We start from the raw sequence: 22,459 nt of genomic DNA, 5'->3' as shown, positions 1-22,459 counted from the left end.
TTGCAACGGCCCGAAGGGTGCCCGCCTGAAAGGAGGGCATACCGTTGGCCGGCCCCCGCCCACCCCGCGCTACACGTAAAAACCCCGCCGAAAGGCGGGGTTTTTTGTTGCCCCTCGCCTGGCCGCCACACGCACCTTGCTGCCACCGTGCACCGCCGCTAGGCTCTGCGCATGCCCACGTCCCTGATCGTTGTCGATGATTTCCTGGCCGCCGCCGATGCCGAGGGCCTGCGCAATGCCGCCCTGCGCCTGACCTATCCCGAGCAGGACGGTGCCTTCCCCGGTCGCAACTCGATCGAGCGCCTGCAGATGGATGGCCTGGCGCAGGCGGTCTCCCGCCTGGTCAACGAGCCGCTGCGCGTGGTCTCGCCAATGCAGTCCCACGGCAAGTTTCGCATCACGCTGGCCCACGACGTCGGCCGCGCCAGGGTGCACGTGGATCGCTCGCACTGGTCGGGCATCCTCTACCTCAGCGCGCCGGAAGACTGCCAGGGCGGCACGGAGTTCTTCCGCCACCGCCGCACTGGCACCGAACGCCTGGCGCTGGATGAGGCCGAACTGGCCCGCCACGCCTATCCCGACCGCGCCGCGATGCACCGGGACATCATCGAGCGCGACAGTGCCGATGAGGCGCAGTGGGAAATGACCATGCGCGTGCCGATGCGCTTCAATCGACTGGTGCTGCTGCGTCCCTGGCTATGGCACACCGCCGGGCCGGCCTTCGGCGACCGCATCGAGAACGGCCGCCTGGTCTACCTGATGTTCTTCGACGCGGCCGTGCCAGGCGAACGCTGAGCCACCACCCCGTCATCCGGGTTATGATTAGGCGCCTAATCATAACCGTTGGACCCTCATGCTGGCCCCCAAGCACCAGGCCTTCCTTGCCGAAATGCAGCGCCGTGGCCAGCCTGCGCCCGATGGCCTGACGCAGTGTTTCCAGTTGCTTTCGCTGGCGGCGGCCATCGACCAGGACTGCGCGCGCCGGCTGGCACCGCAAGACCTGAGCGAAGGCCGCTTCGTGCTGCTGATCCTGCTGCAGGGCGCCGAGCAGGCGCTGTCGCCGCACCAGTTGGCCGAGCGCGCCGGCGTGACCCGGGCCACGGTGACCGGCCTGCTCGACGGCCTGCAGCGCGACGGGTTGCTGGAGCGGCACGCCGACGCGGACGACAAGCGCCGCATCAACGTCTGCCTCACCGCCGCCGGCGAGGCGCTGGCGGTATCGCTGTTCGACCAGCACACCCAGTGGATCCGCGGCCTGTTCGCTGATCTCAGCAGCGCCGAGCGCCGCCTGCTCAGTGGGCTGCTGTGCCGTATCTGGGCGCGCACCGACGCGGGCAGGGCGCCGTGAAGAAGCAGGCACTCACCCGCGAGCGCCGCGCCCAGCTCGACGGCGGCGCGGCCGAGGCCACCCACCTGGCCGAGATCCTGGCGGTGGACTTCGCCCGGCTGCTGGCCAGCATCGCCCCGTCGCTGCCGGCAGCGGCCGTGGCCAACATGCGCAAGGCCGCCAACAGTGGCATCACCCTGCGCATGCAGGGCGCGGCCACGCTGCTGCGCGCGCATGCGCTTGGCGACCCGGCGCACTGGATCGACCATCGCAGCGACACCGTGCGCGGCTGGGCCTGTTACCTGATCGGCAGCGACCCGCGCCTGACCCTGGAGCACAAGCTCGATGCGATGCGCGCGCTGGCCGACGACCCGCATTTCGGCGTGCGCGAGTGGGCCTGGCTGGCGTTGCGCCCGCACATCGCCGCCGAGCCGCAGCGCGTGCTGGCGTACCTGCACGCCTGGACGGCCGACGCCTCCCCCAACGTGCGCCGCTTCGCCTGCGAAGCCCTGCGCCCACGCGGGGTGTGGGCCGCGCATATCGCCCTGCTCAAGCAGCAGCCAGAGCTCGCCCTGGCCCTGCTGGAAGCGCTGTGCTGCGATGAATCGCGCTACGTGCAGGACTCGGTCGGCAACTGGTTGAACGACGCCGGCAAAAGCCAACCTGACTGGGTGCGTGCCCTGTGCGCCCGCTGGCACACCGTGCACGCAGACCACCCCGCCAATGCCTACATCCGCAAGCGCGCCCTGCGCTCGCTCTGACCCAAGGATTGCCCATGTCGTACATGCTGATCGAGCTTTACACCGCCACCCCCGCGTGGGCCGCCCTCGACCCGGTCGGTCGCGGCGCGCTCTTCGCCCGCATCGGCGCCGGCATGCAACACGTGGACCCGGCCCGCGTCACGCCGCTGGCGATGGGGCCGCTGGATCCGGACGTGCCGCATGGCAGCGCCGAGCAGTTCTACGCGGTCTGGAAGTGCAGCGACCGCAGCGACGCCGACGCCCTGCTGAAGGCCATCGACGCCACCGGCTGGCACACCTATTTCACCACCACCCACATCGCCGGTGCCGCCGGCGGGTTGCAGCAGCACCTGGCCGAACTGGCGGCGCTGCCGAGGGCGTGAGTGCGCATGGGCGGCGGATGAACACCGCGGCCCAGTTGCGAATGAAACATTTTGCGTCGCACAAAAGCTGTGCTATCAATACTCCCCAATGAACGCACGCCCCGCCAACGCCTACTTTTGGTATTACTTTCCGAAGCCACCGGCGGAGGAAGGCATGCGCTCACCCTGAAGAAATTTCAGACGCATTCCCGAAAGCCGCCAGCGCACCTGGCGGCTTTTTTGTTGCCGCCGCGCTGGGGACCCCCACTTCCAAGGAGTTTTCCCCATGCCCCCGCACACCGATGACCTGCGCATCCGCAAGATCGAACCATTGACCCCGCCGGCCCAGCTGCTGGCCATGCTGCCCTGCGACGACGAAGCCTCCGATACCGTCAGCGCCTCGCGCGCGGCCCTGCACGAGATCCTGCACGGCCGCGACGACCGCCTCGCCGTGGTGATCGGCCCGTGCTCGATCCACGACCCCATCGCCGCCATCGAATACGCCCAGCGCCTCAAACCGCTGCGTGATGCCTTTGCCGACGAGCTGGAAATCGTCATGCGCGTGTACTTCGAAAAGCCGCGCACCACCGTGGGTTGGAAGGGCCTGATCAACGACCCGGACCTGGACGGCAGTTTCAACATCAACAAGGGCCTGCGCGTGGCGCGTGGGCTGCTGCGCGACATCAACAAACTCGGCCTGCCGGCGGGCGTGGAATTCCTCGACGTGATCTCCCCGCAGTACATCGCCGACCTGGTGGCCTGGGGCGCGATTGGCGCGCGCACCACCGAAAGCCAGGTGCACCGCGAGCTGGCCTCGGGCCTGTCGTGCCCGGTGGGCTTCAAGAATGGCACCGACGGCAACATCAAGATCGCCGCCGACGCCATCGGCGCGGCCTCCAACCCGCATCACTTCCTGTCGGTCACCAAGGAAGGCGGCACCGCGATCGTGGCCACTGCCGGCAATCCGGATTGCCACGTCATCCTGCGCGGCGGCAAGACCCCCAACTACGACGCCACCCATGTGGAAGCCACCAGCCAGACCCTGGCCAAATCGCACCTGGCCGCGCGCATCATGATCGACGCCAGTCACGCCAACAGCAGCAAGAACCCGGAGAACCAGCCCAAGGTCATCGCCGACATCAACGCGCAGTTGGCCAATGGCGAAGAACGCATCGTCGGCGTGATGGTGGAAAGCCACCTGTTCGCCGGTCGCCAGGACCTGGTCGAGGGCCAGCCGCTGACCTACGGCCAGAGCATCACCGATGGCTGCATCGGCTGGGACAGCTCGCTGGCGGTGCTGGAGAGCCTGGCCGAAGCCGTGCGCGCGCGCCGTGCCGCGCGGATCAGCGAAGCGGCCTGACGCGCTGCGTGTGACCGGACAACCACGAGGCTCTGGTAGAGCCACCCCATGGGTGGCTGCCCCCGTGACAGTCCGCAAGCCCACCTGGGTAGAGCCACCCCATGGGTGGCTGCTCTGGGGTCGGTAATCGCCGCACGCCCCGGCTCTGTTTGACAACGATTCTGTTTCGTTGTTACAACGCTCCTCGCTAGCTGCCCCAGCAACTGGGGCGGCAGGGAATGGCTCAGGGGAACAGGGATGCAGCACGTCGCACGGTATCTGGCCGGGCTCGGCCTCGCGTTGTCGTTTGGTTTTGCCCACGCACAAACACCTGGTTCGTATGGTCTGCACGAACGCTCCATTGAGCGTATCAACGGTGCAAAAGACCTGGGTGTGTTATCCGTCGACACACTGTTCGGTGAGCAGGTCAGCCTGTTCAACGGCAGCACCACGTTCGAGAACGTGGATATCAGCGTTCCGGGCAACAGTGCCTTGCCCGTGGAGCTTCGGCGCAAGCTCAATGTGGATGATCGGTCACGCCTGAACGGTCAACATTTGCTTGGCTTCGGCGAATGGGACATCGATGTGCCCTTCATGTCGGGCGTCTTCGCCACCGTTGCTGGCGGATGGCGACCGGCCGGCGGTACCGTTTTGGACGGCTGGAAAAGGGGAGCCCGGCTCAACCGCTCGCGAGGAGTCAGCTAATTCATTTGCTTTCGTGCATATTTCTGGACGGGACCGGAGGGAAATAGAGTGTGCAAATTGCAAGTAACTCAATGCGTCGGTTTCGTTCTTTTGATTGCCATGATTTTTTCAGGTCATTCGATGGCCGGGAATGTCGCCCCCCTGGATATCAAGGTATTTTACCCGGATGGCGAGAGTCGGGATGACGGATATGTTGTGTTGATGGATGTTTCTGGACAGAAGATTGTAGTCAATGGGGATGGTTTATTGATGAGGCCCTGCGGCGCCGTTGTTCCAGGCCGCGGATGCATTAATTCCGATTACTTCACTTTCTTTCGGGGTGATGGTGAGCTCGCGGCCTGGAGTTTTGGTGAAGTTTCCTTCGAAATGGTTGGCTCTTGCTCCCTCTCGTCAAGCGATGGAGGGCTCAATGCTGTCAAGGTTTCATCCGCGCAGAAAGGTAAGTACATCGATTTCTACACGGATCCTTCGGGTGAACTCTATGGTTGGACCGTGAGCTACCTAGGTGAGGTTGTTTCATTCTTGAGGAAGGGGGTGAGGCTTGGGAATTGCGCTGCCGGGAAGCCCGTCAGCCCTTAGGGATCATCTGATCAAGGCTCTCATACGCCGCATTTTCAGCAGTGCCGCAGTATGCGACGGGCTCAGTTCTTGGCCAGGCCGCGGTAGCGGACCTTTGCGTAGCCGAACTGACGTTGGATTACCCGAAACGGATGCTCGACCTTGGAACGTATGCTGGCCTTGCATGTCTCCCAGCGCTCTACCTGCTTGCGTTCACGCGCGTTGCCGATCGCCTTCACCCTCGACCGCTTTGCAGGGATGAAAAATGTTGCTTTACAAGCTTCCAATTCCAGTCTCTTGGCCGCACCGGTATACCCGCTGTCGCCAAACACGGCGTCCTCCTTCCCATGCAGCAGCGCGTGCGTCATCGTGACATCCCCCACGTTTGCGGCGGTACATATGGCGTGGTGGACCAGACCGGAGAACTCGCCCACGCCGATGTCCGCCTTCATACCGAAGTACTACTGTTTGCCCTTGCGGGTTTGGTGCATCTACGGATCCCGCTTCTTGTCGGCGTTCTTTGTCGAGCTGGGGGCATTGATGATCGTCGCGTCCATTCGAGTGGAATTTCAGGTGACGAACTATGAAATTGATTTCAGCATTTATCATCTTGTCACTGGTCGCCGGATGCTCCTTGGCAAAGTCGAGGAGTGATCCGGAGGGTTATCACCAAATACTTGATTCCTATTTTGAGGAAAACAGTGTATGCAGTGCTGCGTGGGAGCCCATCGTTGATGAATGGGTAGCGCACGGCGGCAGCATCAGTGATGATATGGCCGCTACCCGGGACAGAGTAGTAGATGACCGGGCCACCCTGTTCGCGTCGCTCATCCGCGAGGTTTGGAAGAGTCAGGACGCAGCGGGAACGGAGGGAGACCGGTCAAGCGCTTTCTCTGAAGTGCTTCTTTCCAGAAAGGTAGTGCCCGAGCGTTGTGCTTACCAGTTCTGGGTGCAAGGCGCTTTGATCGATACGCCAGGCGCCTTCGCTGCGGGTGCAATGACTGCAATCCAGCAAAGGCTGGGTATCGCAGACGACCGTTTGCAAACCGCTAGCTGGGCGATGTCCCAGTTGCTCATATCACCAGCCAATGCGCGGAAGTAGCTGTCAGCTTCGGTCAGAACGATCCGAGTCGATTGGCGCTGAAGGTCATGCAGGCGTTGCTCAACCCGGTGGATGGGGTGGCAGAGGAGCAGGTCACGTTGGAGCAGTTCGATCACCGCAAAAGGATCTGATGAGGCCTGTCATGGTGAGTTCCAGTCGCGAAGTGCGTTTTCTCCACGCGATGCGTCTTCTGGACGATGGACGCGCCCAGGAAGCGTTGCAGATCGGAAATGCGCTTGTTTCATCGGACGACGAGGGGGATCGGCTGTCCGGATATCTTTGCCTGGGGTTCACTTACGAGGACGGTGGCGAAGGGCATCGGCCAGATATGGAGAGAGCCATCCACAACTATCGTCAGGCGGCGTTGATAGCGCCAGATCCCGTGACCTTCTGTTGCCTGGCGCGGTCGAGCATGAAGCGGAGTGACGGCGACGGGTACCAGGATGCGCTCAGGTTCCTGCAGGAAGCGGCGAAGCTCCGGCTGACCCCGGCAGTTGCTCTCGGATTTGCCCACTACCATCGCGTGAAGCCACACAGGGATCTGGAGGAGGCGAAGAAGTTCTATCTGCGCGCGGCAGTGAGTGGCAGGTTCAGCGGTTTCTTCGGCTACTCGGCGGTGGCAAGGGAACTGAGTCAGCAGGGGCGCGCGCTCGTCGCGGATTGCATCCGCACCGTGCTGGGTCCGCTGATAGCCCTGCTGCTGGGAAGGCGTGCACAGGACAGGTTCTGATCAAGGGGTGAGCGATGAAGAAAACGAGATGCGCGAAAATTCTAGTCGTTGCTCTGATTGTTTCGGCAACTGGGGGTGCATCTTCCCAGGAGTACGAAAGGATCTCGGGCAGTTACGCGATTGTGTCGCAGAACATTGTTGATCCCGCGCCCGGTGAAAAGAAGGACAGGGTTGCCCTTTCATTCGACTCGGACACCGCCAGGCGTATTTTCATGAGCATGCCAGCGGCGTCCAGAAGAAATGCGTGTTCGGCCGACCTGGTGACCAAGTCATCGGGAGGGCTGGTGTGCTCCCATGACGTAAAGCGAGGTGAGTATCAATGCACCGTTGGCATTCTGTTGGAGACGGGCGATGCTGTCGACGTGAGTGTCTGTTGATGCTCCGCGCGCACTGCCCCCCTTGAGCTGCGATCAGCGTGGCACGTAGCGTCCAGAGGGAAGGAGCGCTTGGCACACTGGGCGCCATGGCTGCGCATGTGCTCTTGGGAGGCCTTCAGGTGAGTCAGTTCGGGAAGCCCTGTGAATAAAAAGACGATGGCTCTGTTGCTTGTGATTGGATTGATGTCAGTCGCATCCCTTGTCAATTCGGTTCGGGTCATGAGGCCCAATGAATGCCCCTGGCGCTCTTCGCAGTGGTGTGCGACCTCCTTTTTGCGAATAGCGTCCAATCCGGAAAGGTATGACGGCCGCCACCTCTACACGTTCGGATACGTGGCGGTATCTGCGGGAAACGTCTATCTCTATCAAAGTGAGGCTGCTTACATGCGGGGCGAGCCGTTTGATCGCATCCTGATCGACCTTTCGACGCTGGGGAAGATCGCTGAGTTGGAACATCATCTCTATACCTACAACGATATCTCCGGGGTGATGCATGAAGGCTTCGTTGGCAAGGAAGGGCCCGCAGCAGGTCGTTTCGAACACGCGGTGGTATCCCTGCCCATCGGAAAGCCTGAATCCAGGGAGGGTTGGGATGTCGTCGGCATTCCGGTTGAAAGGATCGGTCCAGACGGAAATCCCAGGTGAGGGTCCGTGCATCATGGTCGCCCAAGGGATGAAATGAATAAGGACGCGAGTGTTCCTGACGGCTGTCGGCTGACGTCGCTGTGTCCGGCGATTGTTCTGTCCACCACCGCGAGCTGTTCAACGGTCGGTACCTCTTCGTCCCGCCGCGATATTTCAAGCGAGATCGCGGCTCACAACGCCGTTTGTGCCGGGGCCTGGCAGGGGCTTGTGCAGGAGTGGCTGCAGAATGGGGGCGGTGTGGGGCCGGACGTCGACGAGACCCGTCAGCGGATTGCAGCAGATGGCGCCTCCCGGTTGTCCTTGATGCTGCAACAGGCGTGGGGGAGTCAGGACCCCGCGGACGTCAGAGCCAGTAACGCTCTCGACTGTTACGGCAATTGCAGCGCGCCCAATGCCAGGCGGGATGCCTTCGGCCACATGAGCAGCAGCGCGGTGTTTGGGATGGTTAAGCGCTCGGAGCGCCTGGCCGTTGGCGCTCGTCTGGCCATCCGAGATCAGTGCGCCTGCGTGTGAGTTTTCGGGCGGTCCATCTTGCGGTGTCCATAACGATGTTCAGCCGAATGAGGAAGATCTAACGAAGGTCAAGCAACGGGATGGAAATAAGGTTGCTCAGGATGCTGGATATGATGATGCGCATGATGCAAAGAAAGGTCGAGGTGAGGGCGGCGTTGGTATCTATCGCGACAAAAGTGGTGGGAATTGGCTCTGGGATGGCGTTCCGGGCGGAGAAAAGGAGTCGTTATGAACAAGAGCATGAAATCAAAGATCGCCTCACTCACCTTTAGGGGATTTGAGGTCTCGCCTCATGTGATAGAGGAGATGCTCAGTGTGAAAGCCAGTGAGACAGGCGAGCGGGGTCCCACGTGAGAGCGGGAGTTTCCGCGTTGCTGAAGCGATCCTTCGCGAGGTTCTCCATTGAACTGGAACCAGACTGCAGGCTGGATCAAGCAGTTCCAATACTGCTAGCCCACGCGGGTGGCTTGCAGCGCCTGAAATCCGTGCGAGAGGTGGTCACGCCCGAATGTCTTGAGCTGGATATCACTTGGCCGGTCAAAGGGTCCGATGAGCAGGAGGGCGGCTTTCTGCCTATCGCCGTGCTCTCGGATCTGGCGAACCTCGAATGCTCCCTTTCATTCGGTTTCATCTGACGCCCTATGGACATCCGGCCATTGCTACCCCGCCGCAACCGCGCCAACACCAGATAGATCGCCGGCGTCGTATACAACGTCAGCCCTTGGCTCACCAGGAACCCGCCCACGATCGCGATCCCCAACGGCTGCCGCATCTCCCATCCTTCGCCGGTGGTCAGCATCAACGGCAACGTGCCCAGTAATGCCGCCACGCTGGTCATCAGGATCGGCCGGGACCGCAGCCGCGCCGCCTCGCAGATGGCGTCATACGAGGACAGCCCGCGCTCGCGTTCGGCCGACAGCGCGAAGTCGATCATCAGGCCTGTCAATCAACGTTCCTTGCCACGAACGAGGCGCTGGAAGCGAGACGTGGCACTTCCTTGGGTGGTAGCGCGCATCACGACGCGTCTGTTTTCGTGGCAGCCTCTGTTTACAAATTCGCCGGGTGAAGGTGTCGAGGAGGTTCTTTGAAAGCTAGAGCGGTTTTGCTCATTGTCATGGTGTTGATGGTATTTCTCTTCTGTATCCTTATGTCGCTCAGGATCGCGATTCCTGGCGAGTGTCCTTGGAGGTTCTCTGAGAGATGCCAGACGTCATTTTCCAGGATCGCTGCGAACCCTGAAAGATATATCGGAAGATATCTGTTTACCTATGGGTACATCGCAGTGTCCGATGGTAATGTTTACCTTTATCGCAATGAGGCCAGTTATCGGGCCGGTGATTACTTTGATAGAATTTTAATCAACCTTTCAACTATCAAGAAGATGGATGAGGTAGAGAAGAGCCTTTACGTCTATACCTCGGTTTCTGGCGTGATGTACGCGGATGTCGTTGGAAAGGAGGGACCTGCAATTGGGGGCTTCGATGAGGTAAGTATCTTTGATCCCGACGTCAGGGTTACGAAGCGAGAGGGTTGGGGCGATGTCGGCATCCCGGTAGGAAGGATCGGTCCAGACGGGAATCCCCGATAAGATTCTGTGCACCGTCGGTTCGGCTGAGATGACGCTCATCACCAGCACCCATGCTGTGCAAGGCGTGGATGCACCGTGTGCCGTTCAACAACCAGGAGGGAGGAGGCGCCATGAAGATCAACGCAGGTGTCGCGATGTCGGCAGTTGCGGTATGCCTCGCGATTGTCGTCACGTTGACCGGGGCTGTCTTCAGGAACTACACCTACTTCGACTTCGAGCCCGCCCGATGCGGCAGTGACGACACTTGGCTGCGCGTGGATATGATGGGGACGTTCAGCGGAGCGGCTCCTTCTGTGAGAGGAAGCCCTTACTACCTGCGCGTACTGCGGGTGCCGGCGTCCGAATCTGGAGCCCAGCATCCGACCTTGCAGGGGCTGACCCTATCCTCGGTATCCACGGGGGTTGAAGTGGATTCAAGTCGATTCAAGCGATACGAGAAAACGCTGGCGGACGGAAGCACGGCGATGGGATACATCGCGGAGGGCCTTGACCTGCCTTACGACGACTATCGACTGACCGCCTTTCGTACGCGCGATTTCCCAGGCGAAGGGGCGGATGTGCCTGTCTCATGCCTGTTGAAGAAGAGCTACCGCGAGGAATGGAGGTTGCCTTGGTTGGATGCCCTCATGAGCGTTTGATGGGGTGCGGAATGGCTCTACCCACAGTGGGTCGCCTGCCCGCTGATCACGCGGTGCGCCTCAACCGCGCCAACGCCAGATAGATCGCCGGCGTCGTATACAACGTCAGCCACTGGCTCACCAGCAACCCACCCACGATCGCGATCCCCAGCGGCTGGCGCATCTCCCAGCCTTCACCGGTTGCCAGCATCAGCGGCAACGTGCCCAGCAACGCGGCCACGCTGGTCATCAGGATCGGCCGGAAGCGTAGCCGCGCTGCTTCGCAGATGGCGTCATACGAGGACAGCCCGCGCTCGCGTTCGGCAGACAGGGCAAAGTCGATCATCAGAATGGTGTTCTTCATCACCACGCCCACCAGCAGGAACAACCCCAACAGCGAAATCAGGTTCAACTCGTTGCCGAACGCCATCAGCGCCAGCAGCGCACCCACGCCGGCCGAGGGCAGGGTGGACAGGATCGCCAGCGGCTGCACGAAGCTCTCATACAGCACGCCCAGCACCAGGTACACGGCCAGCATCGCGCCCACGATCAGCCACAGCTGCCGCTCGCGCAGTTTTTCGAAGCCGCCGGCCTCGCCACTCAGCCTGGCCTGCACATGGGTAGGCAGCATGATCCCGGCCATTGCCCGGTCCACGGCTTTCACCGCCTGGTCCAGGGTCACCCCCGGTGCGAGCGCGAACTCGATCCACACCGAGGCGAACTGCTGGCTGTGGTAGATCCGGTCCGGCGCCATGCCGTAGGACCAGCTGGCGATCGAAGACAGCGGCAGGCGCTGGCCGTCCTTGCCGATCACATGGATCTGCTCCAGCGTGGACGGGTCCTGGGTGTAGCGCGGGTCCAGCTCCATCACCACGCGGTACTGGTTGAGCGTGTCGTACAGGGTGGCTACCTGGCGCTGGCTGAAGGCGTTGTTGAGCACCGAGGCGATCATGCGCATGTCCACGCCCAGCCGGGCGGCGGCGTCGCGGTCGATGTCCAGCACCACCTGGCGCATGCCCTCGTCGCCCTTGGATTCCACGTCCACCAGCTCGGGCAGGGCGCGCAGTGCGTCGGCCACCTTGGGCGCCCATTGCCGCAGCGGCTCCAGCTCGCCGGACAGGAGCTGGAACTCGTACTGGCCGCTGTCGCCGCCGCCCTCCAGCTTGATGTCCTGGTCCACCCACAGGAACATGCCACCGCCCGGGATCTTCGGCATGTTCACGCGCAGGCGGTCGATCACCTGCTGGCTGGAGACCTTGCGCTCGGCCAGCGGCTTCATCTTGATCATGATGAAGGCGTTGTTGACCCCGCTGCGCCCGCCGATGTAGCCGATGATGTCGCTGATTGCCGGGTCGGCCAGCAGCAGCTGGCGGTAGGCATCGATCTTGGGCTGCATCACCTGGAACGAGAGCCCGTCATCGCCGCGCGCGAAGCCGCGCAGCTGCGCGGTGTCCTGCTTGGGCACGATGCCCTTGGGCACCTGCTGGAACAGCCACACGTTCAGCCCGATCACCGCAGCAAACAGCAGCAGCGGCACCGCCAGCCAGCGCAGCATCTTCTGCAGGCTGGCCACGTAGCCGCCACGCAGCCGCTCGAACAGCGCGGTCCCGCCGCGCTGCAGCGCGTTGCCCGTGCCCGGGCGCTGCCGCCCGAGCAGCCGCGCGCACAGCATCGGGGTGAGGCTCAGCGAGACCAGCAACGACACGCCCATCGCCGCCACCAGCGTGAGCGAAAACTCGCGGAACAACTTCTCCACGAAGTCGTCCAGGAACAGGATCGAGACGAACACCACGGCCAGCGCGATGTTCATCGACAACAGCGTGGCGCCCACCTCACCGGCACCGCGCAGGGCGGCCTCCATCGGCGAGGCGCCGTTCTCGCGGTGGCGGGCGATGTTCTCCAGCACCACGATGGCATCGTCCACCACCAGCACCGCGGCCACGATCAGCGCCATCAGCGACAGCGTGTTGAGCGAGAAGCCGAGCAGGGCGATCACCGCCAGCGCGCCCAGCAGCGACACCGGGATGGCCACGGTGGGCACCAGCGCGGCGCGCCAGTGGCCGAGGAAGGCCAGCACCACCAGCACCACCAGGGCGATGGCCAGCAGCAGGGTCAGCTCGGCCTCGTGCAGGGTGGCGCGGATCACCGGCGAGCGGTCCATCACCACCTGCATGTCCACGCTGGCCGGCAGCAGCGCCTGCAGGTTCGCCATCTGCGCGTTGATCGCATCCACGGTCTGGATGATGTTGGCATCCGGCTGCCGGCTCACGATCAGCAGCACGGCCGGGCGCTCGTTGTGGAAGCCGCTGGCATAGCGGTCCTCCACGCCTTCGCTGACCGTGGCTACGTCCTGCAGGTGCACTGGGCGCCCGTCGCGCAGGGCCACGATCAGGGCGCGGTACTCGGCCGCCGTGCGCAGCTGCAGGCTGGCCTCCAGCTGCCATTGCCGGCTGTCGCTGGCCACGTTGCCCAGCGGCTTGAGCGCGTTGGCATTGCGGATGGCGGCGGCCACGTCGTCCAGCGCGACGCGATACTGGTTGAGCGCGTTGGGGTCCAGCGACACCCGCACCGCCGGCAGCGAGCTGCCGCCCACCTGCACTTCGCCCACGCCGGGAATCTGCGCCAGCTTCTGCGCGATCACGGTGGAGGCCACGTCGAACACCTGCCCGGGCGACAGGCTGTCCGAGCTCAGTGCCAGCGCCAGGATCGGCGCCTGCGAGGGATTGACCTTGTGGTACTGGGGCATGCCCGGCATGCCGCTGGGCAGTTGCGCGCGCGCGGCGTTGAGCGCGGCCTGCACGTCGCGCGCGGCGCTGTCCACGTCGCGGCCGAGTTCGAACTTCAGCTCGATCTGCGCCGAGCCCTGGGTGCTGGCCGAGTCGATCCGGCTCAGCCCGGGGATGGTGCCCAGCGCGCGCTCCAGCGGCGTGGCCACGTTGGCCGCCATCGACTCGGGGCTGGCCCCGGGCAGGCTGGCGCTGACATTGATGGCCGGGTAGTCCACCTGCGGCAGCGGTGCCACCGGCAGCAGCCGCAGCCCCAGCAGCCCGGCCAGCACCACCGCCACCGACAGCAGCAGGGTGGCCACCGGGTGCTGCACGAACCAGCCGATCGCCCGCGACAACGGACTCACGCCTGGGCCTCGGCCACGTCGTCGGCCGCCGCCGCGGGGCGCTGCCGGAAGCGGTCGAAGAACAGGTAGATCACCGGCGTGGTGAACAGGGTCAGCACCTGGCTCACGATCAGCCCGCCCACCATCACCACCCCCAGTGGCTGGCGCAGCTCGGCGCCGGAGCCGCTGGCGAACATCAGCGGGATCGCGCCGAACAGCGCGGCCAGGGTGGTCATCAGGATCGGGCGGAAGCGCAGCAGCGCGGCCTGGTGGATCGCCTGGCGCGGGGCCATGCCGGACTCGCGCTCGGCCTCCAGCGCGAAGTCGATCATCATGATCGCGTTCTTCTTCACCAGCCCGATCAGCAGCACGATGCCGATCACCGCGATCAGGTCCAGGCTGCGCCCACTCAGCAGCAGCGCCAGCAACGCGCCCACCGTGGCCGAAGGCAGGGTGGAGAGGATGGTGATGGGGTGGATGAAGCTCTCATACAGCACGCCCAGCACCAGGTACATCACCACCACCGCGGCCAGCACCAGCCACAGCGTGCTCGACAACGACGCGCGGAACGCATCGGCGGCGCCCTGCAGGCGCAGCTCCACCCCGCTGGGCAGGCCGATCGCCGCGCGCGCGCCCTCGATGGCATCCACCGCCTCGCCCAGCGACGCACCGGCGGCCAGGTTGAAGGAGAATGTCACCGCCGGGAACTGGCCCACGTGGTTGATCAGCAGGTGCGCGGGGCGTTGCTCGATCCGCGCGATGCCGCTCAGCGGCACCTGCCGGCCATCGGCACCGGCCACGTGCAGCCGCGCGATCGCCTCCGGCCCGAAGGCCACGTCCGGGCGCGCTTCGAGCACCACGCGGTACTGGTTGGCCTGGGTGAAGATGGTGGAGATCTGGCGCTGGCCGAAGGCGTCGTACAACGCATCGGCCACCGCGTCCACGCTGATGCCCAGCCGCGCCGCGGCCACCCGGTCGATCAGCACGTGCGCCTGCAGGCCCTGGTCCTGCAGGTCGCTGGCAACATCGGCCAGCGCACCGGACTGCTGCAGATGGGCCAGCAGTGTTGGCGTCCAGCGCGCCAGCGCGTCGCTGTCCGGGCTGGTCAGGGTGAACTGGTACTGGGTGCGGCTAATGCGGTCTTCGATGCCCAGCTCCTGCACCGGTTGCAGGTACAGGGTGATGCCGGGCACACGCGCCACGCGCTGCTGCAGGCGGGCGATGATCGCCTGGGCGTCGCTGCTGCGCTGGGCATGCGGCTTGAGCTCGATCAGCAGCCGGCCGTTGTTGAGCGTGGCGTTGTTGCCGTCCACGCCGATGAACGAGGACAGGCTGGCCACGTCTTCATCGGCCAGCAGCGCATCGGCCAGCGCCTGCTGGCGCGTGGCCATGGCCTGGAAGGAGATCGACTGCGGCGCCTCGCTGATGCCCTGGATCAGGCCGGCGTCCTGCACCGGGAAGAAGCCCTTGGGCACCCACACGTAGAGCGCGGCAGTGAGTACCAGCGTGGCCACGGTGGCGCCCAGCATCAGCGGCTGGCGCTGCAGCACCCACTGCAGCTGGCGGTCGTACAGGGCCACCACGCGGTCGAACGGGTCGCCCTGCTGCGCCGACTCGTGCCCATCGGCGTCGCGGCGGGTGGCATGGCCGGCCTTGAGCAGGCGCGCGCACATCATCGGGGTGAGGGTCAGCGAGACCAGCAGCGAGATGCCGATCGCCACCGCCAGGGTGATGGCGAACTCATGGAACAGCTTGCCCACCACGTCGGCCATGAACAGCAGCGGGATCAGCACCGCGATCAGCGACAGCGTCAGCGAGACCAGGGTGAAGCCGATCTGGCGCGCGCCCTTCAGTGCCGCCTGCATCGGCGTGGCGCCGCGCTCGATGTGGCGGGCGATGTTCTCCAGCATCACGATCGCATCGTCCACCACGAAGCCGGTGGCGATCGTCAGCGCCATCAGGGTGAGGTTGTTGAGCGAGAAGCCGGCCAGCAGCATCACCCCGAAGGTGCCCACCAGCGACAACGGCACCGCGATCGACGGAATGATCGTGGCCGGGATGTTGCGCAGGAACACGAACGTCACCATCACCACCAGCGCGATGGCGATCACCAGCTCATGCTGCACGCCGCGGATGGAGGCACGGATGGACTCGGTGCGGTCGCTCAGCACTGCCACGTCCACGCCCTTGGGCAGGGACGCCTGCAACTGCGGCAACAGCGCGCGCACCTGGTCCACCACCGCGATCACGTTGGCGCCGGGCTGGCGCTGGATGTTCACCAGCACCGCCGGCGTGGTGCCCGACCAGGCGGCCAGCTGGCGGTTCTCCGCGCCGTCTTCCACCGTGGCCACATCGCCGAGCCGCAGCGGCGCGCCCTCGCGGTAGGCCAGGATCAGCGCGCGGTACTCGGCCACCGAGCGCATCTGGTCGTTGGCATCGAGCATGATCGCGCGGGTGGGGCCGTCGAAACTGCCCTTGGGCAGGTTGACGTTGGCCGCGCCGATGGCGGTGCGGATGCTGGCCATGCTCAGGCCGTTGGCCGCCAGCGCCGAAGGATTCACCTGGATGCGCACGGCCGGGCGCTGGCCACCGGCCAGGCTGACCAGGCCCACGCCGGGCAGCTGCGACAGGCGCTGGGCCATGCGCGTGTCCACCAGGTCGTACACCTGCGGCAGCGACAACCCCTGCGAGGTCACCGCCAGCGTCAGGATGGGGGTGTCGGCCGGGTTGACCTTGCGGTACACCGGCGGCACCGGCAGGTCGTCGGGCAGGAAGCTGCCGGCGGCGTTGATGGCCGCCTGCACCTCCTGTTCGGCCACGCCCAGTTCCACCGCCAGGGTGAACTGCAGGGTGATCACCGAGGCGCCACCGGAGCTGGTGGAGGACATCTGCTTGAGCCCGGGGATCTGCCCGAGCTGGCGTTCCAGTGGCGCGGTCACCGCGCTGGTGGTCACCCCCGGGCTGGCGCCGGGATACAGCGTGGTCACCTGGATGATCGGGTAGTCCACCTGCGGCAGGGCGGCGACCGGCAGCAACCGGTAGGCCAGGATGCCCGACAGCAGCAGCGCCACCATCAGCAGCGTGGTGGCCACCGGGCGCTCGATGAAGGGACGCGACAGGTTCATGCGCCAGCCTGTGGCGTGTCCGTTGCGGCCTTGGGCGCGTCGATCACCTCCACCTTGGCGCCTTCGCGCAGGCCGTCGATCCCTTCCACCACCACACGCTCGCCGGCCTTGAGGCCTTCGCGCACCGACACGCGCTCGCCGTCGGCCGGGCCCAGCACCACCTTGCGCAGCTGCGAGGTGGCGTCGGCGGCCACCACGTACACATAGCTGCCCTTGCTGCCGAACTGCACCGCGGCGTTGGGGATCACCACCGCATCGCTGCTGCTCACCTGCAGGCGGATGTTGACGAACTGGTTGGGGAACAGCGCCTCGTCGGCATTGGCGAACTGCGCGCGCAGCTTGAGCGTGCCGGTGGCGGTATCGATGCGGTTGTCCAGGCTGGACAGCACGCCGTCGCCGAGCGCCTGGCGCTCCTCGCGGTCCCAGGCTTCCACGGTCAGCGCCGGGTTGGCACGCACCGCCGCCACCACCGCCGGCAGGTCCGGCTCGGGCACGGTGAACAGCACGCTGATCGGCGCGGTCTGGGTGATGGTGGCCAGCGGGTCGGCGTCGCTGCTGCGCACCAGGTTGCCCACGTCCACGTTGCGCAGGCCCATGCGCCCGGCCACCGGCGCGGTGATGCGGGTGTACTGCAGCTGCAGGCGTGCCTCATCGACGGCGGCCTGGTCGGTCTGGCGCCGGCCCTGCAGCTGGCGCACCTTGCTCTGCTGGTCGCTCAGGTCCTGGGCGGAAACGAAATGCTTGGCCTGCAGTTCGCTGTAGCGCTTGAGCTGGGTCTGGGCGTTGTCCAGCTCGGCCAGGTTCTGCTGCTGGGTGCCCAGCGCACGCGCCAGTGCCACCTGGTAGGGGCGCGGATCGATCTCGGCGATGAGGTCGCCGGCCTGCACCTGCGCGCCTTCGCGGAACGCCAGCCGCAGCAGTTCGCCATCCACGCGGCTGCGCAGGCCCACCGTATGCAGCGGGGTCACCGTGCCCAGCGCCTTCAGCCGCACCACCAGGTCTTCGCGCACCACCGTGGCCACGCGCACCGGGGTGGCGTTGGCGGGCGGCGCGGCCGGCGCCGGCGCGGCGGGCGCAAGCCGCCACCACGCCAGCACGGCCAGGGCGGCCACCACGATGAGCCACAGGAGCGGCCGCGCAAACCGGCGGCGGGACGAGGACGAAGCGGGCAGTGGAGCAGTCATGGGGCATCCTGCGCGCCGGCGACAGACAGGCGCGTCCATGGGTCACCGGCCGGTGGGGGCAGGCGTGGTGAAGTGGGGGTTGTCTGGCGGGGCCGCTGGAACATGCCGCGGCGTGGCTGGATGCCGTCCTGCGTGGACGGGGTGCACATAGTAGCGTGCAGATGTGATCGCTTTCACATGACCTTGGTCATGCCCGCGTGCTCGATGCGACGCTTGGCGATTGATGTTTTCTACCGTTGTTCGACAGGTGCCGGCTCAATGCACCTCGTCGCGATACACGAACTTGGGCATTTCCCATTTGAAGTGGATCGCCAGCAGGCGCAGCAGGAAACCACCGCCCAGGCACCACAGCGTGGCCGCGTTGAGCGACACCCCCAGCTCCAGCAGGCCCAGGTAGGCCGCGCCGGTGAACAGGGTGATCACCGCATACAGTTCCTTCTGGAAGATCAGCGGCACCTCGTTGCAGAGGATGTCGCGCAGCACGCCGCCGAAGGCACCGGTGAGCATGCCGGCGATCAGCACGATGGGCATCGCATGGCCGGCCTCGCGCGCGATCGAACAGCCGATCAGGGTAAAGGCGATCAGGCCCAGCCCGTCCAGCACCAGGAAGGTGCGGCGGAAGTGGTGCATCCAGCGCGCCACCCAGGTGGCGATCAACGCCGCGCAGATGGTGAACCCCAGGTACTCGGGGTGCTTCACCCAGCCCAGCGGATAGTGGCCCAGCACGATGTCGCGCAGCGAGCCGCCACCCAGCGCGGTGACGCAGGCGATGATGACCACGCCGAACAGGTCCATGCGCCGCCGGCCGGCCGACAGGGCACCGGTCATGGCTTCGGCGGAGATGGCGATGAGGTAGATCAGGGAGAGCAGCATGGCAGGGGCATCCGGACGCGTCGGGCGGGGACGGAAACACGCACCGGGCACGCCAGCGCCGGGCACTGTCGTGGGTGGGGTTACCGTTGCCGCTCCCGCTGTCCTTTTGCCTGAGAGTTCGGTGGCCAAGGCCACGTGCCCCTTCGGCGGGTCATTGAAGACCTCTCTCCAGATCGGCGTATCGGATGCATGGTTGGTGGCGTGTGCTGCCACCGGCCTGAGCGATTATGGGAGCCTGCGCCTTCGGCGGGCGCCAGCGCGGCGCCTCTCTCCTGCATCCGGGGCGGATTCTAGCAGCCAGCGGCCCCGCGCCGGTGGATAATCCCGGTATGCCCGCTGAACCCGCCCCCTGGTACGTGTACCTGCTGGAATGCCGCAACGGCAGCTATTACGCCGGCATCAGCAACGACGTGGCGGCGCGTTTCCAGGCGCACCTGGCCGGCAAGGGCGCCCGCTACACGCGCGCCAACCCGCCGTTGAAACTGCTGGCCATGCGCGCCTATCCCGATCGCGCGGCCGCCTCGAAGGCCGAATGGCAGCTCAAGCGCCAGCCCCGGGCGCGCAAGCTGGCCTGGCTGCAGGCCACCGACGCGTTGCCCTGAGCGCAGGCGCCGGTACTGGCTGGCGGCGGTGGCATGGGCCACAATCGGCGGCATCCGCAGGAGGGACCCTGGATGGCCGCTCTGTATCGACGACTGCTTGCCTGGCTTCGCGCCCGCACTACCTCGCCGCCGCCGCCGCGTGCGCCTGGACAGGCCGACGACGCCCCCGCCGCGCCGGGCCCTTACTCGCCGGCACTGCGCCATGGCGAGATCGCCACCGCCGCGGCGTTCCGCGCCCGGCTCACCGACGACGCCGTCGCCCACGCCCGCATCCCGCTGGACCCGGCCAAGGTGCCCGTCGCGCTGCGCGCGCTGGTGCCGCTGGCCGCGTATTGGGGCATCTGCGATGACGCCATCCGCGAGGAGATGCAGGAGGCGGAAAGCCAGGCGGACAAGCAGGCCATGGCCGACGCGGTCAACCCGCACAACGCGGCGATCACCGCCTGGCTGGACAGCTGGCCGCCCGGCCAGGTGATGAGCGATGAGGCCGCCGCCTTCATGTACATGCAGTTGGGCCTGACCGAACTGGATCTGTTCGCGTTGGAGTAAGCACCCTTTCGCCGTAGGACACCCCGCCATGACCCCGCTTGCCCTGCTGCTCGCCCTGGCCGGCGCCACCGCGCCCGAGCCCGCCGCCGTACTGCCCACGGTCAACGCCGCCACGCGCGCGGCGATCGAGGCCACCTGCCTGGATTATGTGGACGGCCAACTGGAAGGCGACCCGGCCCGCGTGGCGCGGTCGCTGCACCCGGACCTGGCCAAGCGCGCCGTACTCGGCGACACCCCGGACGAGCGCCTCGGCCTGCGCCGGATGTCGCGCGAGGAACTGGTCGACCTCACCCGGCGGGGCGCGCTGAAGACCCCCAGGGACCAGTGGAATCGCCGCTGCACCCTGCTCGACGTGACCGGCAATGCGGCCTCGGTGCGGCTGGAAACACCCTGGTTCGTCGACTACTTCCACATGGGCCGGTTTGGCGAGCGCTGGGTGATCGTCAACGCGCTGTGGTACCCCAAGCCGAAGGCGGATTGAACGATGCGTGCCGCCGGTTGGGCGTGGGTGTCGGTCATCGTGCTGGTCGTCGGCATCGCGCTGTTGCCGGGCCTGCTCTACCTGCTCGGGCTGGCCTGGGTGGAAGGCTGGCCGACGCCGGCCGATCGCGTGCCCAGTGGACACGCCGCCTGCAGCGATCAACCGCGCACGGGGCGGCAGCCGATGAATCCCTGGGGATTCACGATGCGCTTCTTCGATGCCGGTCCGCCGAAGAAGCAGGACGAGGTCGAGGTGGAGGCGTTCTGGGTCGCCCGCCAGCATCTGGACCGGCAGCCGCAGCACGCCACGGTGCGGCGGCACTTGAGCACGACGGCGCTGGCGATCTGGATCACCCGGCATTGGAGTGCGGCACAGATCGCCGATACGGCCAGCAAGGAGGACGCCTGCCGGAGCTGGCAAAAACGGCGCGTGCCTGGCGGGCCGATGAAGCGTTAGCGCTGCCGGGCGGGCGGCCGCGTCATGCCCGCAGGGCCGGGCGTCACCGCCCCGGCCGGCGATCGTCCTGGTCGTCACCGAAAATGATCCGCGCGCTGCGCTGGTAGCTCCAGTAGGCCACCGCCCAGTTGAGCAGCACCACGATGCGGTTGCGGAAACCGATCAGGAAGAACACGTGCGCGGCCAGCCAGAACCACCAGGCCAGCACGCCGGACAGCTGCAGCCTGCCCAGGTGCACGATCGCGGCCATGCGCCCGATCGTGGCCAGGTTGCCGAAGTCCTGGTAGGCGAACGGGCCCGGCGCCGGTTTGTCGTCCAGGCGCGCGCGGATGATCGCGGCCACGTGCTTGCCCATCTGCTTGGCGGCCGGGGCCACGCCCGGCACCGGCTTGCCGTCGGCCTGGCGCAGGGCGGCCAGGTCGCCGGCGACGAAGATCTCCGGGTGGCCCTCGATGGTCAGGTCCGGCCGCACCGGCACGCGCCCGGCGCGATCCAGCGGCACGTCCAGCGTGCGTGCCAGCGGCGAGGCGGCCACGCCGGCGGCCCACACCACGGTGCGTGCGGGCACGAACTGGGCGCCCAGCTGGAAGCCCTCGCCATTGATGTCGCTGACGGGGGTACCGGTGAGCACCTCCACGCCCAGCTTCTCCAGCTGGCGGCGGGCCTTCAGCGAAAGCACTTCCGGGAAGGTGGACAGCACGCGCGGGCCGGCTTCGACCAGGCGCACCTTGGCGCTGGCCGGGTCGATGTGGCGGAACTCATTGCGCAGCGTGTGCCGGGCGATCTCGGCCAGGGTGCCGGCCAGTTCCACCCCGGTGGGGCCGCCGCCGACCACCGCAAAACTCAGCCAGGCCGCCTTGCGCGCCGGGTCCGGCTCGGCCTCGGCGCGCTCGAAGGCCAGCAGCAGCTTGCGGCGCAGCGCGATGGCATCGTCCAGCGTTTTCAGCCCCGGCGCATCGGCGGCCCACTCGTCGTGGCCGAAATAAGCGTGCGTGGCACCGGTGCACAGCATCAACAGGTCATAGCCGAGCGGGCGGCCGTCGGCCAGGGTGATCTGGCGCGCCTGCTTGTCGATCGAGGTGACCTCGCCCAGCCGCACTTCCACGTTGCGCTGGTCGCCCAGGATGTGGCGCAGCGGCGCGGCGATATCCGGTGCGGACAATCCCGCGGTGGCCACCTGGTACAGCAGCGGCTGGAACAGGTGATGGTTGCGGCGGTCTACCAGGGTGATGCGCAGGCGCGCGCTGGCCAGTGCACGGGTGGCCCAGAGGCCGGCGAAACCGCCACCGATGATCACCAGGTGGGGCCGAGTATCGCGGGTCATGTGGGAGGCTCCTTGGCAGGGGCCGGCCATCCGGCCCCGGGGTTCATGATCGAGGCCACCATCCTCGCACGTGAAGCCGGATGTTCACGTGGATGACAGATACTGGGTTCAGGGGCCGTCGCCGTTGCCGCCGGCCGTGTTCTTTCGCCG

24 protein-coding genes, 1 pseudogene and 2 riboswitches are annotated in these 22,459 nt (G+C 65.9%); of the genes and pseudogenes, 18 read left to right on the top strand and 7 right to left on the bottom strand.

Annotation, left to right across the window (positions count from 1 at the left end):
• Window positions 1-171 precede the first annotated feature (171 nt).
• The 7 genes from RSA25_RS02450 to RSA25_RS02420 all read left to right on the top strand — a co-directional run bounded on the left by RSA25_RS02450 (window position 172) and on the right by RSA25_RS02420 (window position 5,052).
• Window positions 172-795, top strand: a complete 624-nt coding sequence (locus RSA25_RS02450; RefSeq protein WP_332807333.1) for a DUF6445 family protein — start codon at window positions 172-174, stop codon at window positions 793-795.
• A 58-nt stretch (window positions 796-853) separates the two neighbouring features.
• A complete protein-coding gene (locus RSA25_RS02445) occupies window positions 854-1,348 on the top strand; it encodes a MarR family transcriptional regulator (protein WP_332807332.1) in 495 nt (164 codons plus the stop codon).
• A complete protein-coding gene (locus tag RSA25_RS02440) occupies window positions 1,345-2,088 on the top strand; it encodes a DNA alkylation repair protein (RefSeq protein ID WP_332807331.1) in 744 nt (247 codons plus the stop codon). Before RSA25_RS02445 ends, RSA25_RS02440 begins: the two co-directional genes overlap by 4 nt.
• Before the next feature lie 14 nt (window positions 2,089-2,102).
• The gene (locus RSA25_RS02435; RefSeq protein WP_332807330.1) at window positions 2,103-2,450 is read left to right on the top strand and encodes a DUF6616 family protein; all 348 of its coding nucleotides are present in this window, start codon (window positions 2,103-2,105) and stop codon (window positions 2,448-2,450) included.
• Between the two features lie 265 nt (window positions 2,451-2,715).
• Window positions 2,716-3,789 carry a 3-deoxy-7-phosphoheptulonate synthase AroG gene (gene aroG, locus RSA25_RS02430; RefSeq protein WP_332807329.1) on the top strand — a complete coding sequence of 358 codons (1,074 nt, stop codon included), beginning with the start codon at window positions 2,716-2,718 and terminating at the stop codon, window positions 3,787-3,789.
• A gap of 237 nt (window positions 3,790-4,026) precedes the next feature.
• The gene (locus tag RSA25_RS02425; RefSeq protein ID WP_332807328.1) at window positions 4,027-4,473 is read left to right on the top strand and encodes a hypothetical protein; all 447 of its coding nucleotides are present in this window, start codon (window positions 4,027-4,029) and stop codon (window positions 4,471-4,473) included.
• Between the two features lie 48 nt (window positions 4,474-4,521).
• Entirely contained in the window at window positions 4,522-5,052 is a 531-nt protein-coding gene (locus tag RSA25_RS02420) for a hypothetical protein (protein ID WP_332807327.1), read from the top strand.
• A gap of 62 nt (window positions 5,053-5,114) precedes the next feature.
• Here the strand turns inward: RSA25_RS02420 and RSA25_RS02415 are convergent.
• Window positions 5,115-5,600: pseudogene (locus RSA25_RS02415) on the bottom strand (IS5 family transposase); the annotation flags it as partial.
• 14 nt (window positions 5,601-5,614) lie between these two features.
• On the opposite strand from RSA25_RS02415, the gene RSA25_RS02410 reads away from it, so the two are divergent.
• The 5 genes from RSA25_RS02410 (at window position 5,615) to RSA25_RS02390 (ending at window position 8,670) form a co-directional block, all read left to right on the top strand.
• Entirely contained in the window at window positions 5,615-6,133 is a 519-nt protein-coding gene (locus RSA25_RS02410; protein WP_332807326.1) for a hypothetical protein, read from the top strand.
• A gap of 142 nt (window positions 6,134-6,275) precedes the next feature.
• On the top strand, window positions 6,276-6,863 hold the full coding sequence (locus tag RSA25_RS02405) for a hypothetical protein (RefSeq protein ID WP_332807325.1): 588 nt from the start codon (window positions 6,276-6,278) through the stop codon (window positions 6,861-6,863).
• A 533-nt stretch (window positions 6,864-7,396) separates the two neighbouring features.
• A complete protein-coding gene (locus RSA25_RS02400) occupies window positions 7,397-7,885 on the top strand; it encodes a hypothetical protein (RefSeq protein WP_332807324.1) in 489 nt (162 codons plus the stop codon).
• Window positions 7,886-7,918: 33 nt separating this feature from the next.
• Window positions 7,919-8,398 carry a hypothetical protein gene (locus RSA25_RS02395; RefSeq protein WP_332807323.1) on the top strand — a complete coding sequence of 160 codons (480 nt, stop codon included), beginning with the start codon at window positions 7,919-7,921 and terminating at the stop codon, window positions 8,396-8,398.
• Window positions 8,399-8,499: 101 nt separating this feature from the next.
• The gene (locus tag RSA25_RS02390) at window positions 8,500-8,670 is read left to right on the top strand and encodes a hypothetical protein (RefSeq protein ID WP_332807322.1); all 171 of its coding nucleotides are present in this window, start codon (window positions 8,500-8,502) and stop codon (window positions 8,668-8,670) included.
• 158 nt (window positions 8,671-8,828) lie between these two features.
• On the opposite strand, the gene RSA25_RS02385 is transcribed toward RSA25_RS02390, so the two are convergent.
• Complete coding sequence (locus RSA25_RS02385) at window positions 8,829-9,332, bottom strand: efflux RND transporter permease subunit (protein ID WP_332807321.1); 504 nt, start codon at window positions 9,330-9,332, stop codon at window positions 8,829-8,831.
• A 189-nt stretch (window positions 9,333-9,521) separates the two neighbouring features.
• On the opposite strand from RSA25_RS02385, the gene RSA25_RS02380 reads away from it, so the two are divergent.
• Together RSA25_RS02380 and RSA25_RS02375 are read left to right on the top strand one after the other, a co-directional pair.
• Entirely contained in the window at window positions 9,522-9,986 is a 465-nt protein-coding gene (locus RSA25_RS02380) for a hypothetical protein (RefSeq protein ID WP_332807320.1), read from the top strand.
• A gap of 110 nt (window positions 9,987-10,096) precedes the next feature.
• Window positions 10,097-10,624: a hypothetical protein gene (locus RSA25_RS02375; RefSeq protein ID WP_332807319.1), complete on the top strand. Its 528-nt coding sequence runs from the start codon at window positions 10,097-10,099 to the stop codon at window positions 10,622-10,624.
• Between the two features lie 46 nt (window positions 10,625-10,670).
• Here the strand turns inward: RSA25_RS02375 and RSA25_RS02370 are convergent, their stop codons facing one another.
• The 4 genes from RSA25_RS02370 to RSA25_RS02355 form a co-directional block, all read right to left on the bottom strand.
• Entirely contained in the window at window positions 10,671-13,736 is a 3,066-nt protein-coding gene (locus RSA25_RS02370; protein WP_332807318.1) for an efflux RND transporter permease subunit, read from the bottom strand.
• A complete protein-coding gene (locus RSA25_RS02365) occupies window positions 13,733-16,840 on the bottom strand; it encodes an MdtB/MuxB family multidrug efflux RND transporter permease subunit (RefSeq protein ID WP_332807317.1) in 3,108 nt (1,035 codons plus the stop codon). The genes RSA25_RS02370 and RSA25_RS02365 overlap by 4 nt, the downstream gene beginning before the upstream one ends.
• Window positions 16,837-18,024, bottom strand: coding sequence for an MdtA/MuxA family multidrug efflux RND transporter periplasmic adaptor subunit (locus tag RSA25_RS02360; RefSeq protein WP_332807316.1), 1,188 nt, complete (start codon window positions 18,022-18,024; stop codon window positions 16,837-16,839). The genes RSA25_RS02365 and RSA25_RS02360 overlap by 4 nt, the downstream gene beginning before the upstream one ends.
• Before the next feature lie 255 nt (window positions 18,025-18,279).
• The gene (locus RSA25_RS02355) at window positions 18,280-18,897 is read right to left on the bottom strand and encodes a trimeric intracellular cation channel family protein (RefSeq protein ID WP_332807315.1); all 618 of its coding nucleotides are present in this window, start codon (window positions 18,895-18,897) and stop codon (window positions 18,280-18,282) included.
• A 90-nt stretch (window positions 18,898-18,987) separates the two neighbouring features.
• Window positions 18,988-19,079, bottom strand: a riboswitch (glycine riboswitch).
• Between the two features lie 14 nt (window positions 19,080-19,093).
• Window positions 19,094-19,182: riboswitch (glycine riboswitch) on the bottom strand.
• A gap of 44 nt (window positions 19,183-19,226) precedes the next feature.
• On the opposite strand from RSA25_RS02355, the gene RSA25_RS02350 reads away from it, so the two are divergent.
• The 4 genes from RSA25_RS02350 to RSA25_RS02335 all read left to right on the top strand — a co-directional run bounded on the left by RSA25_RS02350 (window position 19,227) and on the right by RSA25_RS02335 (window position 20,985).
• Entirely contained in the window at window positions 19,227-19,499 is a 273-nt protein-coding gene (locus RSA25_RS02350) for a GIY-YIG nuclease family protein (RefSeq protein WP_332807314.1), read from the top strand.
• Window positions 19,500-19,571: 72 nt separating this feature from the next.
• Complete coding sequence (locus RSA25_RS02345) at window positions 19,572-20,048, top strand: hypothetical protein (protein WP_332807313.1); 477 nt, start codon at window positions 19,572-19,574, stop codon at window positions 20,046-20,048.
• Window positions 20,049-20,076: 28 nt separating this feature from the next.
• Complete coding sequence (locus RSA25_RS02340; protein ID WP_332807312.1) at window positions 20,077-20,529, top strand: nuclear transport factor 2 family protein; 453 nt, start codon at window positions 20,077-20,079, stop codon at window positions 20,527-20,529.
• Between the two features lie 3 nt (window positions 20,530-20,532).
• Window positions 20,533-20,985, top strand: coding sequence for a hypothetical protein (locus tag RSA25_RS02335; RefSeq protein ID WP_332807311.1), 453 nt, complete (start codon window positions 20,533-20,535; stop codon window positions 20,983-20,985).
• Window positions 20,986-21,028: 43 nt separating this feature from the next.
• On the opposite strand, the gene RSA25_RS02330 is transcribed toward RSA25_RS02335, so the two are convergent.
• Entirely contained in the window at window positions 21,029-22,309 is a 1,281-nt protein-coding gene (locus RSA25_RS02330) for an NAD(P)/FAD-dependent oxidoreductase (RefSeq protein WP_332807310.1), read from the bottom strand.
• Window positions 22,310-22,459 lie beyond the last annotated feature (150 nt).

Source organism: Stenotrophomonas sp. (assembly GCF_036662295.1).
Taxonomy (GTDB): Bacteria; Pseudomonadota; Gammaproteobacteria; order Xanthomonadales; family Xanthomonadaceae; genus Stenotrophomonas.
The sequence above is the reverse complement of the archived record's forward strand: the minus strand, read 5'-3'. Positions and strand labels throughout refer to the sequence as shown.

Excerpts from the sequence above, each read along its gene's own strand:
- RSA25_RS02450 (WP_332807333.1), top strand. The coding sequence starts at position 172 with ATGCCCACGTCCCTGATCGTTGTCGATGATTTCCTGGCCGCCGCCGAT.
- RSA25_RS02445 (WP_332807332.1), top strand. The coding sequence starts at position 854 with ATGCTGGCCCCCAAGCACCAGGCCTTCCTTGCCGAAATGCAGCGCCGT.
- RSA25_RS02435 (WP_332807330.1), top strand. The coding sequence starts at position 2,103 with ATGTCGTACATGCTGATCGAGCTTTACACCGCCACCCCCGCGTGGGCC.
- aroG (WP_332807329.1), top strand. The coding sequence starts at position 2,716 with ATGCCCCCGCACACCGATGACCTGCGCATCCGCAAGATCGAACCATTG.
- RSA25_RS02425 (WP_332807328.1), top strand. The coding sequence starts at position 4,027 with ATGCAGCACGTCGCACGGTATCTGGCCGGGCTCGGCCTCGCGTTGTCG.
- RSA25_RS02410 (WP_332807326.1), top strand. The coding sequence starts at position 5,615 with ATGAAATTGATTTCAGCATTTATCATCTTGTCACTGGTCGCCGGATGC.
- RSA25_RS02405 (WP_332807325.1), top strand. The coding sequence starts at position 6,276 with ATGGTGAGTTCCAGTCGCGAAGTGCGTTTTCTCCACGCGATGCGTCTT.
- RSA25_RS02400 (WP_332807324.1), top strand. The coding sequence starts at position 7,397 with ATGGCTCTGTTGCTTGTGATTGGATTGATGTCAGTCGCATCCCTTGTC.
- RSA25_RS02395 (WP_332807323.1), top strand. The coding sequence starts at position 7,919 with ATGAATAAGGACGCGAGTGTTCCTGACGGCTGTCGGCTGACGTCGCTG.
- RSA25_RS02390 (WP_332807322.1), top strand. The coding sequence starts at position 8,500 with ATGCTGGATATGATGATGCGCATGATGCAAAGAAAGGTCGAGGTGAGG.
- RSA25_RS02385 (WP_332807321.1), bottom strand. The coding sequence starts at position 9,332 with ATGATCGACTTCGCGCTGTCGGCCGAACGCGAGCGCGGGCTGTCCTCG.
- RSA25_RS02380 (WP_332807320.1), top strand. The coding sequence starts at position 9,522 with ATGGTATTTCTCTTCTGTATCCTTATGTCGCTCAGGATCGCGATTCCT.
- RSA25_RS02375 (WP_332807319.1), top strand. The coding sequence starts at position 10,097 with ATGAAGATCAACGCAGGTGTCGCGATGTCGGCAGTTGCGGTATGCCTC.
- RSA25_RS02365 (WP_332807317.1), bottom strand. The coding sequence starts at position 16,840 with ATGAACCTGTCGCGTCCCTTCATCGAGCGCCCGGTGGCCACCACGCTG.
- RSA25_RS02360 (WP_332807316.1), bottom strand. The coding sequence starts at position 18,024 with ATGACTGCTCCACTGCCCGCTTCGTCCTCGTCCCGCCGCCGGTTTGCG.
- RSA25_RS02355 (WP_332807315.1), bottom strand. The coding sequence starts at position 18,897 with ATGCTGCTCTCCCTGATCTACCTCATCGCCATCTCCGCCGAAGCCATG.
- RSA25_RS02350 (WP_332807314.1), top strand. The coding sequence starts at position 19,227 with ATGCCCGCTGAACCCGCCCCCTGGTACGTGTACCTGCTGGAATGCCGC.
- RSA25_RS02345 (WP_332807313.1), top strand. The coding sequence starts at position 19,572 with ATGGCCGCTCTGTATCGACGACTGCTTGCCTGGCTTCGCGCCCGCACT.
- RSA25_RS02340 (WP_332807312.1), top strand. The coding sequence starts at position 20,077 with ATGACCCCGCTTGCCCTGCTGCTCGCCCTGGCCGGCGCCACCGCGCCC.
- RSA25_RS02335 (WP_332807311.1), top strand. The coding sequence starts at position 20,533 with ATGCGTGCCGCCGGTTGGGCGTGGGTGTCGGTCATCGTGCTGGTCGTC.
- RSA25_RS02330 (WP_332807310.1), bottom strand. The coding sequence starts at position 22,309 with ATGACCCGCGATACTCGGCCCCACCTGGTGATCATCGGTGGCGGTTTC.